This window comes from Chloroflexus sp. (genome assembly GCF_034431535.1).
Classification (GTDB): Bacteria; Chloroflexota; Chloroflexia; order Chloroflexales; family Chloroflexaceae; genus Chloroflexus.
The window spans coordinates 84,186-99,989 of sequence record NZ_DAOUDC010000044.1; the positions used below are offsets into that span (position 1 = coordinate 84,186).

At 60.6% G+C, this 15,804-nt stretch carries 13 protein-coding genes; 9 read left to right on the plus strand and 4 right to left on the minus strand.

Features of this window, described 5'->3' with window-relative positions:
• Positions 1-38: 38 nt before the first annotated feature.
• The 4 genes from U9R61_RS10530 to rlmN all read right to left on the minus strand — a co-directional run bounded on the left by U9R61_RS10530 (position 39) and on the right by rlmN (position 5,472).
• Positions 39-1,097, minus strand: a complete 1,059-nt coding sequence (locus tag U9R61_RS10530) for a cobalamin B12-binding domain-containing protein (RefSeq protein ID WP_322488774.1) — start codon at positions 1,095-1,097, stop codon at positions 39-41.
• A gap of 584 nt (positions 1,098-1,681) precedes the next feature.
• Positions 1,682-2,947, minus strand: a complete 1,266-nt coding sequence (locus U9R61_RS10535; RefSeq protein WP_322488775.1) for a DUF58 domain-containing protein — start codon at positions 2,945-2,947, stop codon at positions 1,682-1,684.
• A 35-nt stretch (positions 2,948-2,982) separates the two neighbouring features.
• Positions 2,983-4,299, minus strand: a complete 1,317-nt coding sequence (gene hisS / locus U9R61_RS10540; RefSeq protein WP_322488776.1) for a histidine--tRNA ligase — start codon at positions 4,297-4,299, stop codon at positions 2,983-2,985.
• A gap of 75 nt (positions 4,300-4,374) precedes the next feature.
• On the minus strand, positions 4,375-5,472 hold the full coding sequence (gene rlmN, locus U9R61_RS10545) for a 23S rRNA (adenine(2503)-C(2))-methyltransferase RlmN (protein WP_322488777.1): 1,098 nt from the start codon (positions 5,470-5,472) through the stop codon (positions 4,375-4,377).
• A gap of 93 nt (positions 5,473-5,565) precedes the next feature.
• Between rlmN and U9R61_RS10550 the strand changes: the two genes are divergently transcribed.
• The 9 genes from U9R61_RS10550 to cas4 all read left to right on the plus strand — a co-directional run bounded on the left by U9R61_RS10550 (position 5,566) and on the right by cas4 (position 15,372).
• Positions 5,566-5,949, plus strand: a complete 384-nt coding sequence (locus U9R61_RS10550; protein ID WP_322488778.1) for a hypothetical protein — start codon at positions 5,566-5,568, stop codon at positions 5,947-5,949.
• A gap of 384 nt (positions 5,950-6,333) precedes the next feature.
• The gene (cas8a1, locus tag U9R61_RS10555; RefSeq protein WP_322488779.1) at positions 6,334-7,833 is read left to right on the plus strand and encodes a type I-B CRISPR-associated protein Cas8b1/Cst1; all 1,500 of its coding nucleotides are present in this window, start codon (positions 6,334-6,336) and stop codon (positions 7,831-7,833) included.
• Positions 7,834-7,933: 100 nt separating this feature from the next.
• Positions 7,934-9,025, plus strand: coding sequence for a type I-B CRISPR-associated protein Cas7/Cst2/DevR (gene cas7i / locus U9R61_RS10560; RefSeq protein ID WP_322488780.1), 1,092 nt, complete (start codon positions 7,934-7,936; stop codon positions 9,023-9,025).
• 232 nt (positions 9,026-9,257) lie between these two features.
• A complete protein-coding gene (cas5, locus tag U9R61_RS10565) occupies positions 9,258-9,995 on the plus strand; it encodes a CRISPR-associated protein Cas5 (protein ID WP_322488781.1) in 738 nt (245 codons plus the stop codon).
• Positions 9,973-12,321, plus strand: coding sequence for a CRISPR-associated helicase Cas3' (cas3, locus tag U9R61_RS10570; protein ID WP_322488782.1), 2,349 nt, complete (start codon positions 9,973-9,975; stop codon positions 12,319-12,321). Before cas5 ends, cas3 begins: the two co-directional genes overlap by 23 nt.
• A gap of 2 nt (positions 12,322-12,323) precedes the next feature.
• Positions 12,324-13,301 carry a CRISPR system precrRNA processing endoribonuclease RAMP protein Cas6 gene (gene cas6 / locus U9R61_RS10575; RefSeq protein ID WP_322488783.1) on the plus strand — a complete coding sequence of 326 codons (978 nt, stop codon included), beginning with the start codon at positions 12,324-12,326 and terminating at the stop codon, positions 13,299-13,301.
• A gap of 192 nt (positions 13,302-13,493) precedes the next feature.
• Complete coding sequence (gene cas1 / locus U9R61_RS10580) at positions 13,494-14,507, plus strand: CRISPR-associated endonuclease Cas1 (protein WP_322488784.1); 1,014 nt, start codon at positions 13,494-13,496, stop codon at positions 14,505-14,507.
• Between the two features lie 12 nt (positions 14,508-14,519).
• Positions 14,520-14,777, plus strand: coding sequence for a CRISPR-associated endonuclease Cas2 (gene cas2, locus U9R61_RS10585; protein ID WP_322488785.1), 258 nt, complete (start codon positions 14,520-14,522; stop codon positions 14,775-14,777).
• A complete protein-coding gene (gene cas4 / locus U9R61_RS10590) occupies positions 14,764-15,372 on the plus strand; it encodes a CRISPR-associated protein Cas4 (protein WP_322488786.1) in 609 nt (202 codons plus the stop codon). Before cas2 ends, cas4 begins: the two co-directional genes overlap by 14 nt.
• Positions 15,373-15,804 lie beyond the last annotated feature (432 nt).

Consider the following 15,804-nt stretch of genomic DNA (forward strand, 5'->3'; position numbering starts at 1 on the left):
TTGATACCTCTGTCGCTTAGTACTGCTTCAGAGCGTGATTACTCGTGCCCGACCAACGATCGTTGCAGCGCGATCATTCTACCGGTGTATTCTCGGGCAATGGTGGCAATCTCTGCCGGCAAGAACTGCTGGAGCACGGCGTCATAGATTTCAAACCGGTGCAGCATGTGTTCAGGCAGAACGCCGTCGTGTGGTTGCCGTTCGTTGCCCCACAGAATCTGCTCATCGAGCAACTCAGGCCGTCCGGCAGCGAGGGCTGTCTCAAACATGCGGGTGACAAACTCATATCCGGCGCGAATCACCTCTGGCGCGCGTTCGCCCAAGGTGAGGGTGTCGGTGGGGTGTTGGAGCGCCAATTCGGTCGCACGGTCGATGATCTGGCGGCGGCGCGCGCGGAGAACCGGTAACGTTTCGGCGCTATGGTTTGGGTGGGGTAAGCGAGCCGGCGGCGGAAAGGCGTTATTTGCCGCAACGACGGCAGCGGCGGCATTCGGCGCGCTGAGTTGAATGTTCAAGGCTTGGTGCAAGCCGGGTTGGCGGGTAAACGGCAATCCTCCTACCATTAAGGGAATGCCATCAAGATCGGCGGCGGCCAACGAGCACGCCAGATTGGTGAGATGGGGTACATTGAAGACCATTGACATTGAGATGCTGACCAGATCAGGTTGGGCGGTCTTGATGGCATCGATCAAAGCCGGAATAGGTACTGCCGCGCCAAGGTAGATGACCTCCCACCCTTCAGCTTCAAAAAAGTCGGCTACCATGCGCACACCAACCCGATGCCACTCTTCTGGCGCGCAGCCGAGCACTACCCGCCGGTTGCGGCGCGTTTTGGGGCGAAAGTAGGGGTGCAGCTCGCCCATCTGACGCTCAATAATGGCGGTGGCTAGATGCTCTTGGGCGACGCCAATCCGGTTTGATTGCCATAGCCGCCCGATTTCGTAGGCCGTCGGTTGGAAGATATCGAGATAGATGCGCGGTGCATGAATGCCTTGCGCCAGCGCCTGTTCAACAACGCGGTCAGCCGCTCGTCCGCTACCTTGCAGCATTGCTTCGAGGTAGCGATGCTGTAGATCAGAGGGAATCAGAGGTGTCATTGCAGTTGTCCTCTGCACTATAAGAGCGGCAAAACCTGTCCCAACGAACTTCTGTTGTAGTGTAAAGTGAAATGAGCGCGATAACAAGAGAAGAAATGGTTACTTTGGGGCAAGGTTAACGAATCGGCATTGTGCCAACAAATGGATTTGATGGCATACATGCCCCTAATCCTTTAACCTCTTCCCCGTTCATAGTGCGGGAGTGGACGCTTTTCTTGCGGCATTCGTTTGCGCTGAAGCGGGAGATTGCTTCGGGCGCGCCGCACCCTCGCAAGGACAGCGGGGGCGCGGGTTTGCCTTCACCCCTAGCCCCTCTTCCACGCCACTAGGAGCGGGGAGCGGAGTGTTAGGCTCTGAGGCATCGTACCGCGAACAACGGTTGTGATCGATCGGATCACCGGTTGTCATTGCGAGCCGCCGCAGGCGGAGAAGCAATTTCCCACGAGCACGGGAGCCATCCCTGCACGCATTCCCGCTCGCCTGAGCGGGAGATTGCTTCGGGCGCGCCGCACCCTCGCAAGGACATACGCGCACCTCACCCACGCTACGAGGAAGGGTTGTCCTTATGCTACCAGCACTAGCGGTTAGCGCAAGGCATCGGCGAGAGTGTCACCGCGTTGCAGCCGGTACACGTCGATCTTCAAACCGGCGAGATGGTTGAGCAATGGTTCCGGATCATTCCAGCCGCCGTAGCTGAGCGGATCGATGAAGATCACGGCGGCCCGGATGCCGCGGTAGAGCTGGTTTTGTAGCGCCGTCACCCAGCGCGGGTCGAGGTCAGAAGTGATGATAATCAGGGTGGTGTCGCGGCCAAACCGCTGCCCTTCGGCAATCAGCAGCTCGGCGAGCGAGTGTTGGCCTGCGGCGCGCACGACGGCCAACAGTTCAAGCATCTTCCACAGTTGGCGCTCTTCGCGTTCGGCAGGAATGACTTCCAGCCGTTCGCTCCATGCCAGCAAGCCGACGATCCGGTTTTGGGTCAGCAAGGTGCGGGCCAGCGCAGCGGCGACGTTAACGGCGTGCTCTTCGGTTGAATCAGGAGGTGGACGGCGGCGCGCCGGCGGCTGGTGTTGCCACCACGGCACGATTGCGCGTTCGTCGATGGGGGCTGGTTCGGTCGGCATGCGCACGACGGCCCGTTCGTTGAGGTCAAGCACGAGATAGATATCAGCGGCGGGATCAAGCTCAAATTCTTTGACCATCAACCGCCCGTGTCGGGCTGTGCTGCGCCAATGAATGCGGTTAAAACTGTCGCCGGACTGGTAGTCACGGATCGTAGCGACGTTGGGGGTGATACTATGGGCGCGAATCAGACTGCTCGATCCGATTGATAATTCAGCCCCGGGGAGGCGAAACGTGGTAAGCTCTTCAGTGGGCGGATAGACAATGATTTCGCCGCTGCCGGGGATCAGGCGTGAGAAGCGAAACAGGCCAAACGGATCGTTGCTGATAATACGGGTTGGTCCGAGCCGGAAGCGACCGCGCTGGGTGCAGAGGGTGCGGGTCGTCCAGCGGGTCGCCTCGCGAGCGCCCAAATAGGTGACAAAGCCGGATTCGTGGTTCGGCAGGTCAGATTCGTCTTGCAGCTCGATCCACAGTTTAGGCAGCCACCAGCGGTTTTCAATCGTGATCCGCTCGCGGGTGGATTCGCCCACGCTGGCGCGTAAGTTAGCGTGTTCACGCTCGATCCTGAGACCATAGAGGTTGAGCAGGGTCCACACGAGCGCCACCAGCGGCAGGCCGGCCAGAATATAGCTAAGGTGGAAGAAGAGCCGCTGGCCGGTAGTTTGGGCGGCGAGATAGCTCGCGCCGGCGAGGAGCAAGATTAGCAACGGGCGGGTGAAGTTCATGGGATACCTTTGGTGGGGCATTGCGGGCAATGCCCCTACGCGCCTTCGGTCAACGCTTCGGCGAGGAGGCTGGCGATGGTGGCACGCGGTAAGGCGCGTTGTTCGCCGCGCTGCAAATCTTTTACTACCACCTCGCCGCGGGCGATCTCGTCGGGGCCGAGCACGAGCGCGAGACGGACGCCGCGCCGGTCGGCTTCTTTGAATTGCTTGCCAAGGTTGCCGGGTTCGAGTGCGATGAGGGTATTGATCCCGGCGGCGCGCAGTTCGGCGGCCAGTGCCAGACTGTCGGTGACCTGTTCGGGGCCGAACAGGGTGACAAAGGCAACGGCAGTGGTGCGCGGGCGCGGGCCGAGGTTGAGTTCGAGCATCACGTCGTGCAGGCGGTCGATACCGAAAGCGAGGCCGACGGTGGGAATGTTGCGTCCGGCAAACAGACCTATGAGATCGTCGTAGCGTCCGCCGCCGAGCAGCGAACCCTCTGGCCAGTGGGGGGTGATCGCCTCGAAGACAACGCCGGTGTAATACGAGAGGCCGCGGGCCAAGCGCGGCGCAACCCGATACTGCTCAGCCGGCACTCCCATCGCAGTTAGGCCGGCGATCACGGCGCGCAGATTCGCGATCGCGGCCAGCGCGCGCTCATCCCCGGCAAGGCGCTGTTCCAACGCTGCCAGCACCTCGTCTGGTGCGCCTTCAATCTGCACCAGTTCGAGGATGCGGTCAGCGGCGGCTTCATCCACCCCCGATTTAAGCAACTCGGCGCGCACACCCTCGGCGCCGATCTTGTCGAACTTATCGATCGCGCGGTAGACGCCGCCGGCGGCTTCTTCCGACAAACCGCTGACGCGGGCGATGCCGCCGATGATCTGGCGATGGTTGAGCAGCGTAACAAAGCCGGGGAAGCCAAGGGCCGCCAGCGCCTCGCACAGAATCGCGACGATCTCGGCATCGGCCAGCGGCGAGGCGCTGCCGACAATATCGAGATCGAACTGGTAAAACTCGCGGTAGCGGCCACGGGCGGGCCGTTCGCCGCGGTAGCTCGGCCCGTAGGCGTAGCGCCGCCACGGCAGCGCCAGTTGGCTGGCGTATTGGGCGGTGACGCGGGCCAGCGGTACGGTTTGGTCGTAGCGCAATGCCAACCGGCGCCCGCCGTGATCTTCAAAGCGGTAAATCAGCTTCTCGTCATCACCCAACTTACCTTCCAGCGTCTCGGCATATTCGATCACCGGCGTTTGCAGCGGCTCAAAACCGTGGGCTTCGCTGATGCGGGTGAGGGTGTTGACAATATACTGCCGCAGCATCATATCTGCCGGCAGATGGTCGCGCATTCCTTTGACATTTTGAATCACGGGCATAGTGTTCTCAATTGCGCTGTAGAAAACGTCATCCTTATTATAAGGATACGGCATTGGAACTGCCGCACTCCATACTTAGCTTGGCGGTACCAGTACCACTTGCTGTCCGGCCAACTGGCCGCAGGCAGCGGCAATCTCAACCCCGCGCTCGACCCGTACCGTGCAAGGGATGCTGTAATCGGTCAGAATCTGCTGGAAGGCTGTGACCCGTTCCCATTCGGAACGACCAAGCGGCGTGCCGGGCACCGGATTCCATGGGATCAGGTTGACGTGAAAGAGCATAGGGCCGCGCGGCGCTTCGCGCCGGAGCAGGCGAGCGAGAGCGATGGCTTGGTGCGGATGATCGTTCTTGCCCTGCAAGAGCACATATTCAAACGAGACGCGCCGCCGTGTCTTTTCAATGTACTTACGGGTGGCGGCCATCAGCTCAGCGATCGGATAGCGGCGGTTGACCGGCATCAACTCGCTGCGCAAGGCATCGTCGGGCGCGTGGAGCGAGATGGCGAGATTGATCGGCAACTGCTCGGCGGCCAGTCGCTCGATCCCCTTCACCAAGCCGACGGTCGAGACGGTCATACTGCGCGCGCCGAGGTTAAAGCCCTGCGGGTCGTGCAGCCGCTCAACCGCTTGCCACCAGCGGTCATAATTGGCGAACGGTTCGCCCATACCCATAAAGACCAGATTCGTCACCCGGCCAGCGGGGCCAGCGGCCCCCATCGCGCGCAATTCTTGCGATGCCCAGATCGCCTGCGCCACGATCTCGCCGCTGCTCAGATTGCGCAGCAAGCCAAGCTGGCCGGTGGCGCAGAAGACGCAACCCATGCCGCAACCGGCTTGGGTGGAAACGCAGACGGTTGAACGGTCGGGGTAGACCATCAGCACCGTCTCGACTACGGTGCCGTCGGGCAAGCGGAACAGCGCCTTGCGAGTCATACCTTCGTCGCCAATCTGCACCCGTTCGAGGCGCAACGTCGAGAGCGGCATTTCAGCCAGCCGCGCGCGCAACGTTGCCGGCAAGTCGGTCATCTGTTCGGTGCTGGCAGCGAGATTGGCATAAAGTTGGCGGTAGAACTGGCGGGCGCGAAAGGCCGGCTCGCCCCAGCTGCGCAGCAACTCGGTGAGTTCGGTTAGGTTGTAGTCATACAGGCAACGTTGTTCCATAGCACTATGCATTGTACCACGTTGCGGCCAGCGCAATGGAACTGGACGGCGCTTGGCGCCGTCTAGAAGATGAGTTGCAGACAGATTGCTACAGGAGAACCGATTATGTTGCACCGGATTATGTTACTCGTCATCGCCAGCCTGATGTTGCTGCTGACCGCTTGCGCCACCGCAGCCCCGGGGCCAACGGCGCGGCCCGGTATTGTGACGATTGAGAAGGTTGATTTGCTGGTGATGGAGTCGAATCCGCCGCAAGTACAGGCGCACATTGTTGGCTACCTCGGCGATGGTTGCACGACCTTCGCCGGTATGACCCAGCAGCGTGATGGCAACACGATCACGATCACGGTAAGCGCGACGCATAGCGGCGCGCAGGTATGTCCGGCGATTGCGCCGCTGCTCGATCAGCGAGTAACGCTGGAGGGGCCGTTTTCCCCCGGCCAGTACACAGTCATTGTGAACGGCACTGCGTATCAGTTGACGATTTAGAGGGTGTAGCCCTTTAGTGCTCTCATCCCACCAACCCCCTTCTCCCGCCCGCGGGAGAAGGGGGAGTTTCTATGTTCCTGATGAGTGTCGAGCAAACGAGGTAGAGGCGCAGAGGGGGCAGAGGCGCAAAGGATTCAAACGCAAAGGTGCGAAGGACGCAGAGGGTGCAAAGGATTGTTGACGGATAGGCATAAGCGTAATTGAGGCCAACGCCAAAACTCTTTGCGCTCTTAGCGCCCTTTGCGTCTTTGTTTGCTTTGCGTCACAAAATCCACATTTGTGAACGGGTAATGTGCTATACTAGCAGTGTTCAAGTTGGTCATGGCGGGATGGTATAAATCTCAGCAACGGATGCGGGGGGAGATCGGAAGAGGGAGGAGAGCGATGGCGCAGCAGATAGCGTACACCGGCCATCCATTTGTCGATGTAGGGTTTGCGACGATGGCCGCGTTTGCGGGGAAGTGCCGGTTGGTCGATCTTGATGCGAACGATTTGCAGCGCGTTGCCGATTACATTGAAGCGAATTATGTGCGGCAGCCGTTGCGCAGCTTTCTGACCATGGCGTTTACTAGTAACGCATGGTTTGCCCAATCGGCGTTTAACCCTGACCGGCCCGGCTTAACGCCGGAAAAGCAGGCCGGAGCGCGCCAGAAGCGCCAGTATTGGGCTGAGCGGCATTTGCGGCAGTGGGCGCAACCAGCGGCCTCGCTAGAGACGTGTCTCTTTACCGGTTTGCCGGCAGCGCCGCAAGAGTTGTCGGGCAAGCTGCAACCGGGCCGGGTGGGACGGGCGCAGATGCCGTTGTTGCAGGGTGATGATTCGATCAACTTCTTCATTAATGGCGATCCGGGTTTGCCGATGGCGGCGGAAGCGATCTTGGCCTTGCAGGCGATGCCGCTCGGCTGCGCCAAGGTTGGCGGCGGCTTGCTGGCGGTGCATAGCGATGACGAGCAGTTGACGATCGATTTCGCCAAGCGCTTCTTGGAACGCAACCTGAGTGATGTGGCCAAGGCGCAGGCCGCCGGCGAAGAGAAGCTGCCCGGCTCGGCGCGCAGCTTGAAGACGTTGTTGATCGAGACGCTGGCCGAGATTATCCGTCGCCAAATGCAGGAGGAAGCGCGGCGCGAGTGGCGGCCAACGGTGACAGCTTACTATTTCAACAACGGCCAGTCACCTTCGCTCGATATCTACCATCTGCCGTTGCAGATCACCGGCTTTCTACTGGCAGTGCATACTCCGGCCTACCGCACAATCTGGAATGAGTTGGTGCAGCGGAGCTGGCAACGTTTGGAAACACCGACAAAGCGGCGAAAAGTTGCTGAACCAACCGAACCGCGGTTTAACTATCTGTACGAAGATCTCTTTACGTTGCCGCAGCAGGCAGCACGGTTTGTCCGTACCTATTTTCTCCGTATTCCCAATCGGTCTACCGCGACCGATGACCCGCGACGCGAATATTCGACGCGTCGCGAAGCCGATCTTGTTTCGTGGCCGCTGGTTGAACTTTTTGTGCAGGAGGTAATGCTCATGACCGATGATCGGGTAGCGAAGTTGAAAGAGTTGGGCGATAAGTTGGCCGATTATACCCGCTATCAGGGTGGTAAGCGGTTTTTCCGCCAATTCTTTACCGTGCAGCGGAGTGATCACTTTTTGACCCTGCTGAACAAGACGAATATCGATTATACACGTTATAAGCGTGGAACTGAGACGTTGTTTGATCTCGATAGTTTTCTTACCCTGTTTATGGAGGGTGAGGAGGTGTTGCGCAGCGATTGGCGGTTGATGCGCGATCTGGTGTTGATCCGCATGGTTGAGCAGTTGCGCGATTGGATCGCCAATAACGCCGATGCCATTCCGAGCGAAGAGGAAGTGGTGGAGGCGTAGCGGCGCGGTAGAGCCGAACGGCTGTTTGGCTCCGCAAAGGCGCGAAGATCGCTAAGCACTGTTTGATAGGAACAAACGATAGCAACAAGGAGGATACCCAATGGCATTTGTAACCGGTCTCTTTCTGATCGACGCACCGGCGTCGGCACTCAACAATCTCGGTTCGACACCCGGTGAGCGGGAAGATAACACCGTCGGTGTCAAAATGATCTCGACCAAAGCCGGTAACTTTCCCTATGTCTCGGCGCAAGCGTTTCGCTACTGGTTGCGCACCACCCTCGAGCGGCGGGTGTCCGAATGGAAAGCATCGCCGATCTTCCGTGAAGAGAAGATTGCCTACACCGATGCCAACCCGATTAAGTATTGGGATGACGACCTGTTTGGGTATATGCGCGCGCCGGGCAAGTCGGATACGGCTAAGAAGAGTCGTGAGCAGATGTCGATGCTCGAAGATGCGACGCCGGTAACGGACACGATCACGCGGGCGTCACCGCTGCGGGTGAGCACGCTGGTCTCGATTGTGCCGGTCAATCCGACTAGCGATTTTGGCGTGATGTCGCGCCACGAGGGGAATCCGGTGCCGCACGAGCACCAGTTCTACCGCACAACGCTCAAGGGTCTCTTCTCGCTTGATCTGTGGTCGTGCGGCACGTTTTCGTATCTTAATCGCACCGGTTTTCGCAATCTCGATGACGAGCGACTCAATCTGATCCGCGACTATCCCGGTGCCGAGCATTTAGAGGCAGAGAAGTCATACCGCTTACCCAAGCAGGAACGGTTGACACGGGTGAAGGCGCTGTTCAGCGGGATGGCGCAGCTTGAGGGTGGAGCTAAGCAAACGTTGCACTATACCGATGTCAGCTCGGCATTGGTCATGTTTGCCGTTACCGACGGTGGGAATCATATCTTCCACCACACCGTAGGCGCGAATCGTATTGGTCAGCCTGAGATCAAAATCGACGCCCTGCGTGAGGCGTTGCGTGTGTTTGCCGATGGTATCCGCTCACCGGTGTACGTTGGTTGGGTGAAGGGGTATCTCGATGACGCACGGGCGGCGTTTGAGCAGTTCGTAGCCGAACATAATGCGAATGCCGATGCGAATGGCTTGCCGCGTATCGAGCTGAGCCATCCGCGTGAGGCGTTTTTGAGTTTCGTGGCCGCGTGTGATACACATCCAGAGTGGTTGGATTAGGTAACGCAGAGACGCTGAGTAGGCAGAGGCGCGAAGATTGAACCGCAAAGGCGCAAAGTGCGCAGAGGGGTTAACGCAAAGGCGCAGGGTTCGCGAAAGACGCGAAGAATTGTATATTGTTGGACGCCAACCTTGCTCACAAACTCCATCGTTTACCCCTTTGCGCCCTAACATCTCTGCGTCTCTGCGCCTCTGCGTTAGAGACCTTTGCGTTAATCATTTGGAGGAAACGATGCGTGTCCTCAAAATCGTCCTCGAAGGGATCACCACCTCATTCCGCTACCCGCATTTTATGCTGGGGGTCCAGCCGACGTTCCCCTTACCGCCACCGGCGACCATCTATGGCCATATATGCAGTGCGCTTGGTGAGTGGTTTGATCCAGACGGGGTGATGTTTGCCTATCATTTCACCGTTGCCGGCGAGGGCCAAGACCTCGAACACATCCACGTGCTATCCGCTGCATCGGGCAAGCTGCCGGGAGGCGAACGTAAGGTGCTAGAAGGGAACGTCAACCCGTTCAAGCGCCATATTCTGCTCTTCCCACGGTTGGTGCTCTACCTGAACCGGCCGGACTGGATCGACGTCTTCCGTTCGCCACGCTACCCAGTCGTACTGGGCCGTTCGCAAGACTTGGCCGCTTACACCCAGATCGAGGTCGTCGAGCTGCAACCGGCCGCACAGGTCTATTTCGAGCACTCGCTGCTGTCGTTTGCGTTGGCAGCGCAGGTGCCGGCTGGCGTGGTGACGCTGATGCCGCGCTGGATCAACTACCGTGACCGGCGGAGGCCAACCTTTGCCCGCTATCTGATGCTGGCCGAGCGGGTGACGAGCGCGCAGATGCTGCGGTTCGGCGACCAGCAGCCGGTCTATTGGAGCGACCCGACCGCACCGCGGGTAGACGGGTTGCCGTTGGGGTTATGGTTTCACAGTTTTGTGGGAGCCGCCGATGAAGCCATCACCATGGCCTGACGCTATCGATCATCTGCTGGCGAAGAGTGTGCAACACGGCGGCGAGACGCTGGCGGCGCACACGTGGCAGGTGCTCTGCCGGCTGGCCGATCTCTACCAGTTGCGCCCGCAGCTCGCTGGCGAGAGCCGGTTGTGGCACTGCCTCTACTGGGCAGCGTTTCTGCACGATTTTGGCAAAGCGGCGCACGGCTTTCAGCGCCGGCTACGCAGCGGGCCAGTGTGGCCGCACCGCCACGAAGTACTCTCGCTGGCCTTTGTGGACGCGATTGCGCATGGGTTCAGCGCCGCTGAGCAGCGGTGGCTGGTGGCTGCAATCGTTTCCCATCACCGCGACGAGCCAGAGATTGCGCAGACCTATCCGCTGGGTATACGCAACGACCCGCTGGTTGAGCTGTGCAACGAAGTGGATGCCGCGACCGCCGGATTGCTGGCCGAGTGGCTAGCGACCTGCGCCAACCCATGGCGCGAACAACTCGGATTGGCCGAGGTGGCAGAGTCAATCGCGCCGCAACCGGTGACGGTCAACGCCAAGCGCGTGCGCTACTGGCTACAGGTCTACCACGACTGGGTAGCCGAGCTAGAGCATGACTATGCCGCGCGCCTGCCCGGCATTTTGCTGCGCGGCCTGATCACCACCGCCGATCACATGGCGTCGGCGCATGTGCAGCTCGTACCACTGCCGATCAGCGAAGCGTGGCCGGCGCTGGCGCAGCGCCTCGTCCCGGCGGGGCAGCAGGTCTACGAGCACCAGCGGTGCAGCGGCGCGATCGGCGGCCAATCGGCGCTGCTCATGGCTCCAACCGGTAGCGGCAAAACTGAAGCTGCACTCTATTGGGCGCTCGGTGACGGCACAGCACCCCCGGCGCGTATCTTTTACACCCTGCCCTATCAGGCCAGCATGAACGCGATGTACGACCGGCTCCGGCGCAGTTTTGGCGATCAGGCGGTTGGCTTGCAGCATGGCCGGGCGGCGCAGGCGCTCTACGCCCGCTTCCGCGAGGGCGAGGAATGGTCGGCGGCAGCGGCGCGGCGGGTACATTGGGAGAAAAACCTGAACATCCTGCATGCCCGCCCGCTCAAGGTGCTCAGTCCCTACCAGTTGCTCAAAGCGCTCTTCCAACTGCGCGGCTTTGAGGCGATGCTGGCCGATTACGCCCATGCCGCTTTCATCTTTGACGAGATTCATGCCTACGAACCGGAGCGGCTGGCGTTGATTACCGGTCTGATGCGCTATCTGCGCAAACAGTTCGCGGCCCGCTTCTTCGTCATGTCGGCCACCTTTCCGCAGATCATCCGCGACCGTCTGGACGAGGCGCTCGGTGAGACGGCGTTCATCAGTGCTACGCCAGAAACCTTTACCCGCTTCCGCCGCCATCGCCTGCACCTACGCGACGGCGAACTGACCGATCCGGCGACGATCAGCGAAATCGTGGCGCAAGTGCGCGCCGGCCAGCAAGTGCTGGTCTGCGCTAACACGATAGCGCGGGTGCAAGAGCTGCGCGGCAAACTGGTCCAAGCCGGTTTGGGGGCAGAACAACTGATCGTGATCCACAGCCGGTTTACCTACGGCGACCGCAACCGGCTCGAACAGGCGATCCGGGAACGGTGCGCCAGCGAGGCTCGCCAGCGCCCGCCGCTGGCGCTGGTTGCAACGCAAGTGGTCGAAGTCAGCCTCGATATTGACCTCGATACCGTATACAGTGACCCGGCCCCGCTGGAAGCCCTCTTGCAACGGTTTGGCCGCGCCAACCGGCGTGGCGCCAAAGGCATCTGCACGGTCTACGTCTTCCGCCGGCCCAATAACGGGCAAGGCGTCTATGGTCGTGACCGCGACCCGGCCCGCGCCGGCCATATCGTGCGGGTCACGCTGGCCGAACTCGAACGGCATGACGGTGCGATTATCGACGAGGCAGCGATCAACGAGTGGCTTGACCGCATTTACGCCGATCCTGTGCTCAGCCAGCAATGGACGGAGGCCTACCGGCGGATGGCGCAGCAGGTCGAGCTGATCATCAACGGGTTACGCCCATTCCAGAGCGACGAACAGCGCGAAGACGACTTCGAGCGCATGTTTGACGCCGTTGATGTCGTACCGCACTGTTTCGAGCGCGACTATATCGAGCGGTTAGTCGAGGAGCAATTTATCGAAGCAAACAACTATCTGGTCAGCATCAGCAAACAACGGTTTGCCATCTTGCGCAGCCAAGGCAAACTGCGTCCGGCAGAAGAGACCGGCAAGCGGCGGGTATGGGTCGCGCAGCTTCCCTACGACGAGCGTAACGGTCTCTCGTTCAGTGACATCGTGATTGATCCGGATTGGAGTTAAGCATGAGTCTGACGGTGCATCATCTCATCTTTACCGCCACCGCGGCCACCCCGGTCGTGCTGGCCGCGCACAGCGGGCCGGCCGTGCGCGGCGTAATTTCCAACGCGCTCTGGAACCGGTTCTGCGCCAACAAAAGCGCCACCACCTGCGCCGGCTGCCCGCTGTTCCAGCATTGCCCGGTCGCAGCGCTGGTTGCGCCAATGCGCAGCGAAGACGAAAAAGGCAGCGAGCAGCGCCCGCGTCCGTATGTGGTGCGTCCGCCCCGTGACAGCGGGAAACGCTACCAACCCGGCGAGACCATCCGGTTTGGCCTTGCCCTCTTTGGTCAGGCCGAAATCTTCTTCCCCTTCATCGTAATGGCCGTGCGCGAACTCGAACGCGACGGGATCGGCATCAGCTTGGCCGAACTCGGTCGCCGGCGCGGCACGATCAAGCTCAACGCGATTGAAGCGTACAACCCGCTGAGCGGCGAGCGGCAGATGCTCTACCCGCTGCCCGGCGGCAACGTCAACTTTCCCAGCCTGCCGATCGATGCGACGGCGGTGCAAGACTACGCGGCGCGGTTGCCGACCGATCAGATCACGCTCACCTTTCATACGCCGGCCCGCTTGATCGACCAAGACCGGCTGGTGAAGCAGATCGCGCTGAGGCCGCTGATCCAGCGCCTCATGCGCCGGCTTGACGACCTCAGCCGGGCGTATGGCGCCGGCCCGCTAGCGATCGACTTTCGCGGCCTGCTCGCCATCGCCGAGCAGGTCACGACGACGGTCGATCAGACGCGCTGGGTTGACGTGGTAAGCGTTTCGTCGCGCCAGCAACGGCGCACCCCGGTAGGCGGACTGATCGGCAGCGCCACCTTCAGCGGGCCGCTCGCGCCCCTGCGCGAGCTGATCGTTTGGGGTAGCCTGATCCACGTCGGGCGCAACGCGGTCAAAGGCGACGGCTGGTATACCCCAGTCGGGATGGAGGTCTTGCCGTAACGCCAGCGGCGAGGCATTGCCTTGCGAACTTGACAACGACAGGCATTTCGGAGTATCAGTGAACACACCGGCAGTGCGCAACAACCGAGCCAGCATTGCAGCCATCAGCGCACTACATGATCGTTTCTGCACCTTAACAACCAGCATGTCACCCATTGCGGGCGACGCCGGTACAGAAAGGAAGACTGCGCCATGGAACTCATCGTTAGCGAACGCGGCAGTTTTGTCGGTAAACACCAAGGCCGGCTGCGAGTTACCAACGACAATGGCGAGAAACGCGAGGTGCCGATTATGCACCTGCGGCAGGTGATCATCTGCGGCGGCGGGGTAGCGATCAGCAGCGACGCCGTGCGGGCGTGCAGTGAAGAGGGTATTCCCATCCACTTTATCAGCGTCAACGGCACCCCGCACGCCAGCCTCTACAGCGCCGGCCTCACCGGCACCGTCCTCACCCGGCGCGCGCAATTGCGCGCCTACGAGGGGCCGGCCGGCGTCGCCCTTGCCCGCGCCTTCACACTGGGCAAACTCGGTAATCAAGCCAACCTCTTGCGCTACGCGGCAAAAAACCGCAAAGAGACGGCTCCAGAAGTCTACGAACAGCTTATGGCGATTGCGGGCGAAGTGGTCGACTATCAAATTGCGGTTGAACGGCTGCAGGGCGAGACAGTTGACGAGCTGCGTGAAGCGCTGATGGGGATCGAAGGCCGTTACGCGGCGCGCTATTGGCAAGCCATTGGTCTACTGGTGCCGGCCGAACTCAACTGGCCGGGGCGCGAAACCCGCGGCGCGAGCGACCCGTTCAACCAAGTACTCAACTACGGCTACGGCGTCTTGTACGGCCAAGTCGAACACGCCATCATTCTAGCCGGCCTCGACCCGTATGCCGGTCTCTTGCATGCCGACCGGCCGGGCAAACCGAGTCTGGTGCTCGATCTGATCGAAGAATTCCGCCAAGCGGTAGTTGACCGGCCGTTGTTAGGGCAAATTACCCGCGGCTGGCAAATCGGGCGCGAAGACGATGGGCGGCTCGATCAAGCCACCCGCGAGCGGATCGTCAGCAAAGTGCTCGAACGGCTCGAATCGACCGAACTGTATGAAGGTAAACGGCAACCGCTCCGGCACATCCTCCAGTGCCAAGCGCGCCACATCGCCACTTTTGTGCGCGGCGAACGCGAGAGTTACACGCCCTTCGTGATGGGTTGGTAAGCGAGGCCGGCCATGCAATGTCTCGTCATCTACGACATCCCCGACGACCGGGCGCGGCAGCGCGTCGCCGACGCTTGTCTCGACTACGGCCTGCAACGGATCCAGTACAGCGCCTTTGCCGGCAACCTCAGTCGCGCGCACCAACGCGCACTGTTCGGCGAAATCGCACGCCGGGTCAAAGGCCGCACCGCCAACGTCCAACTCTTCGCCTTCGACGCCAAAACGTGGAGCGAACGGCGGACACTGGAGCAACACTATGACGATACCTGATCTAGACACCATCGAAGTCAGCGACATCAAACAATGGCGCTACTGCCCGCGCATCGTATGGTACGCCTACTGCTTGCCGGCCATCCGGCCCAAGACCGATCTCATGCGGCAGGGAGCGGCCAGCCATCGGGCGGAAGAAGATCGCGAAGCGCGGCGGTCACTGCGCACCTACGGCTTAAAAAGCGGCGAACGGTTCTTCAACGTCTACCTGCGGTCAGAGCGGCTCGGCGTCAGAGGCATCCTCGATCTAGCGATTGCCGTCCCCAACCGGAGCGACCCCGCGGCGAAAGCGGTGGTGATCGACTACAAAGACAGCGAACAGGCGGCGGGGCCGCACTTCAAACTGCAAGTCGGAGCGTATGCACTGCTGATCGAAGAGGTGTGGGGCATCCCGGTCGAAGTAGGCTGGATCTACCACATTCCCCTGCGCAAAGCGGAAAAAGTGCCAATCAGTCCGCAACTCCGGCGCAACGTGATCGAGGCGATCAACGCGATACAGCAAGCTATCCGGACAGAAGCGTTGCCGCCGCCGCCGAGCAGTCGAGCGTTATGCGTCAACTGCGAATTCCGCCGCTTCTGCAACGACGTTGTTTGAGAGCAGCGGCCAAACGGGCGCGCTAAGCGGTTCATTCGCAACTCACGCGCCGGCGGTCGAGCCAAGCGGCTGCCGGCGCGCCTGAAAGAACCGTCGAATCGGCGCGATGCGCATCAGAGCGCGATGGACGGCATTCGCAACTCGCAGGTGTTTAGCAACAGCCATCAACTTGCGATGCAAATGGCCAATCGCGGTTGCGAAGCGACGCGAAACGAAGTATACTGGCAGCGTAGGACGGCTTATGAGAAGCTGGAAGCAGGTTGCGAGGGTGATCACAGCGTGGGTGGGTGAAGAAAGAGAGTGGCCCTTTCAACAATTTCGGCTCACGGTAGAGCACTGAAACCGCCATCTGGACGCGGGCGGTCGGAGGGTATTTTTTGTCTTTCAACAATTTCGGCTCACGGTAGAGCACTGAAACGTGTCTGGTGCGAT